This window comes from Kineococcus indalonis (assembly GCF_009906395.1).
Lineage (GTDB): Bacteria > Actinomycetota > Actinomycetes > Actinomycetales > Kineococcaceae > Kineococcus > Kineococcus indalonis.
The window spans coordinates 1-3,105 of record NZ_JAAALM010000488.1 but is presented as its reverse complement, the minus strand read 5'-3'; the positions used below and the strand labels follow the sequence as shown (position 1 = coordinate 3,105).

The following is a 3,105-nucleotide window of genomic DNA, read 5'->3' as shown; positions in this document are numbered from 1 at the left end:
CTGGCAGAGTCGTCGCCGTGCCGTCCGACCACCCGCGCACCGCCCCCGCCGACCGCCCCGGTCCCCAGCTGCTCGAGCTGGCCGCCGCCTGCGGCGTCGCGACCCGCTTCACCGACTGGCAGGGCACGGAGAGCGCCGTCCACCGCTCCACCATCGAGGCGGTCCTGACCGCGATGGGCCTGGACGTCTCCGGCCCCGACGCCGTCGACGACGCCCTGCAGGAGGTGAAGCTGCGGCCGTGGCGGCGCACCCTGCCGCCGGTGGTCGTGGCCCGCGAGGGCCGCACCCGCGCGGTGCACGTGCACGTCCCGCACGGCGACCCCGTCGAGCTGATGGTGGAGCTGGAGGACGGCGGCTGGGCCGGGCTGCGCCAGCTGGACCGCTGGGTGGACCCCGTGCGCGTCGACGGCCGCCTCACCGGCCGCGCCACCTTCGAGGTGCCCGACGACCTGCCCCTGGGCTGGCACGCGCTGCACGCCCACACCCCCTCCGGCGACACCACCTGCCCGCTCGTGGTCACCCCCGACGTGCTGGAGCTGCCCGAGGCGCTGCGCCGCGGGCGCAGCTGGGGCTACCAGTCGCAGCTGTACTCGGTGCGCTCCTCGCAGTCCTGGGGCGTGGGCGACCTCGCCGACCTGGGCGAGCTGGCCTCCTACGCCGCCGACCGCGGCGCCGGGTGGGTGCTGGTCAACCCGCTGGCCGCCGCCTCGCCGGTGCCGCCGATGGAGCCCTCCCCGTACCTGCCCACCACGCGCCGCTTCTTCAACCCCGTCTACCTGCGGGTGGAGGACGTGCGCGAGGTCGCCTACCTGACCCCGCGCGACCGCGCCGCCGTCGAGGAGCTCGCCGCCGGCTGCCGCCCCTCCAACACCGACCCCGGCGAGATCGACCGCGACGCGGTGTGGGCCGCCAAGCGGCGGGCGCTGGAGGTCGTCTTCCGCCACGGGCGCACCCCCGCCCGCGAGGCCGCCTTCCGCCGCTACGTCGCCGAGGAGGACCCGGGCCTGACGGACTTCGCCACCTGGTGCGCCCTGGTCGAGCGCCACGGGCTGCCGGTCGCCGACTGGCCCGAGGAGGTCTCCAGCCCCGAGCGCGCCGCCGCCTCCGGCGCGGCGCGGGAGCTCGCCGAGCGCGTGGACTTCCACCGCTGGCTGCAGTGGCAGTGCGACGAGCAGCTGCGCACCGCGCAGGACCTGGCCACCGCCGCCGGCACCGGGCCGGGCATCGTCCACGACCTGGCCGTCGGCGTGCACCCCGACGGCGCCGACGTGTGGTCCCTGGGCGACGCCCTGGCGCACGGCGTCACCGTCGGCGCCCCGCCGGACGCCTTCAACCAGCAGGGGCAGGACTGGAGCCAGCCCCCGTGGCGGCCGGACCGCCTGGCCGAGGAGGCGTACGCGCCGTTCCGCGACATGGTCCGCACGATCCTGCGCCACGCCGGCGGCCTGCGCGTGGACCACGTGCTGGGCCTGTTCCGGCTGTGGTGGATCCCGCAGGGCGCCCCGGCCTCCGAGGGCACCTACGTGCGCCTGGACCACGAGGCCCTCATCGGGATCCTCGTGCTGGAGGCCCAGCGCGCCGGCGCCGTCGTCGTCGGCGAGGACCTGGGCACCGTGGAGCCGTGGGTGCGCGACTACCTCGCCGAGCGCGGCGTGCTGGGCAGCGCCGTGCTGTGGTTCGAGTACGACGGGGCCAGCCCGCGCCGGCCGGAGGACTACCGCGAGCTGGCCATGGCCACCGTCACCGTGCACGACCTGCCGCCCACGGCCGGCTACCTGGCGCAGGAGCACGTCGCCCTGCGCGACCGGCTGGGGCTGCTGACGCGCCCCGCGGCCGAGGAGCGCGAGCGCGACCGCGCCGAGCAGGACCGCGTCCTGGGCCTGGTGCGCGAGCGCGGCCTGCTGCGCGGGGGCGCGGGGGAGCAGGCGACCGTCGAGGCGCTGCACCGCTACCTGGCGCTGGCGCCGTCGCTGATGATCGGCGTCTCCCTCGTCGACGCCGTGGGCGACCGCCGCACGCAGAACCAGCCGGGCACCTCGCTGGAGTACCCGAACTGGAAGATGCCGCTGACCGGTCCGGACGGGCGGGTGGTGCTGCTGGACGACCTGCCCGGCGACGAGCGGGCCTCCTCGCTGGCGCGGGTCGTCGACGAGGCCGTGCGCGCCCAGCACGCCGCTCCCGCCGAGCACGCCGAGCACGCCGAGCACGAGGGGGCGCGCGGGGGCCGGGCCGCCCACCGCTGAGCGCGGGCGCTTCACGCGGAGCGGGCCCGCGGGGGGCGGTGCGCCGCCTAAGCTCTCGCCCGTGACGACGGCGCTCGCGGTGCGCGTGCTCGGGCCGGTGGAGGTGGGCACCGCGGCCGGGCCGGTGCCGCTGGGGGCCTCCTTGCGCACCCTGCTCGCCGCCCTGGCGGTCGACGCGGGTCGGGTCGTGGCCGCCGACACCCTCGCCGACCGCCTCTGGGACGACGGCGGCCTGGACGCCGGGTCCTCCACCGTGCACAGCTACGTCTCCCGGCTGCGCCGCCGCCTGGAGCCGCCCCCGGGCGCGCAGGGCTGGCGGGTGCTGCGCACGCGCGCGCCCGGCTACCTGCTGGAGCTGGAGCCCGGCGCCCTGGACGCCGCGGAGTTCCGCCGCCTGCTCGCCGCCGCCCGCGCCGGCGCCGGCGCGGACCCCGCGACGGCCCGCGAGCGGGTCGCGCGGGCCCTGGCGCTGTGGCGCGGCCCCGCGTACGCCGACGTCGGCGCCGGCTTCGCGCGCGAGGAGGCGGCGCGGCTGCGCGAGCAGCAGCTGGAGGCCGAGGAGCTGGCGGCCGAGCTGGACCTGGCCCTGGGCCGGCACCGCACCCTCGCCGAGCGGCTGCCCGCCCTGGTGGCCGCCGAGCCGTTCCGGGAGGGGCTGCGCGCCTCCCTGGTGCTGGCGCTGTACCGCAGCGCCCGGCAGGCCGACGCGCTGCGCGCCTACGAGGAGGGCCGCGCGCTGCTCGCCGACGCCCTCGGCGTGGACCCCGGACCGCACCTGCGGCGCCTGCACGAGCTGGTCCTGCGCCAGGACCCCGCGCTGGACGCGCCGGTCGCCGTCCCGGCGGCCCCGGTGGTCCCGGCC

General features: G+C 78.6%; 2 protein-coding genes. Both read left to right on the top strand.

Annotated elements, in window-relative coordinates; translation table 11 throughout:
- Positions 1-17: 17 nt before the first annotated feature.
- Positions 18-2,243: a 4-alpha-glucanotransferase gene (gene malQ, locus GTR00_RS17875; protein WP_166612930.1), complete on the top strand. Its 2,226-nt coding sequence runs from the start codon at positions 18-20 to the stop codon at positions 2,241-2,243.
- A gap of 61 nt (positions 2,244-2,304) precedes the next feature.
- On the top strand, positions 2,305-3,105 hold an 801-nt coding region (locus tag GTR00_RS17870; RefSeq protein ID WP_166612929.1), incomplete at its 3' end, for an AfsR/SARP family transcriptional regulator.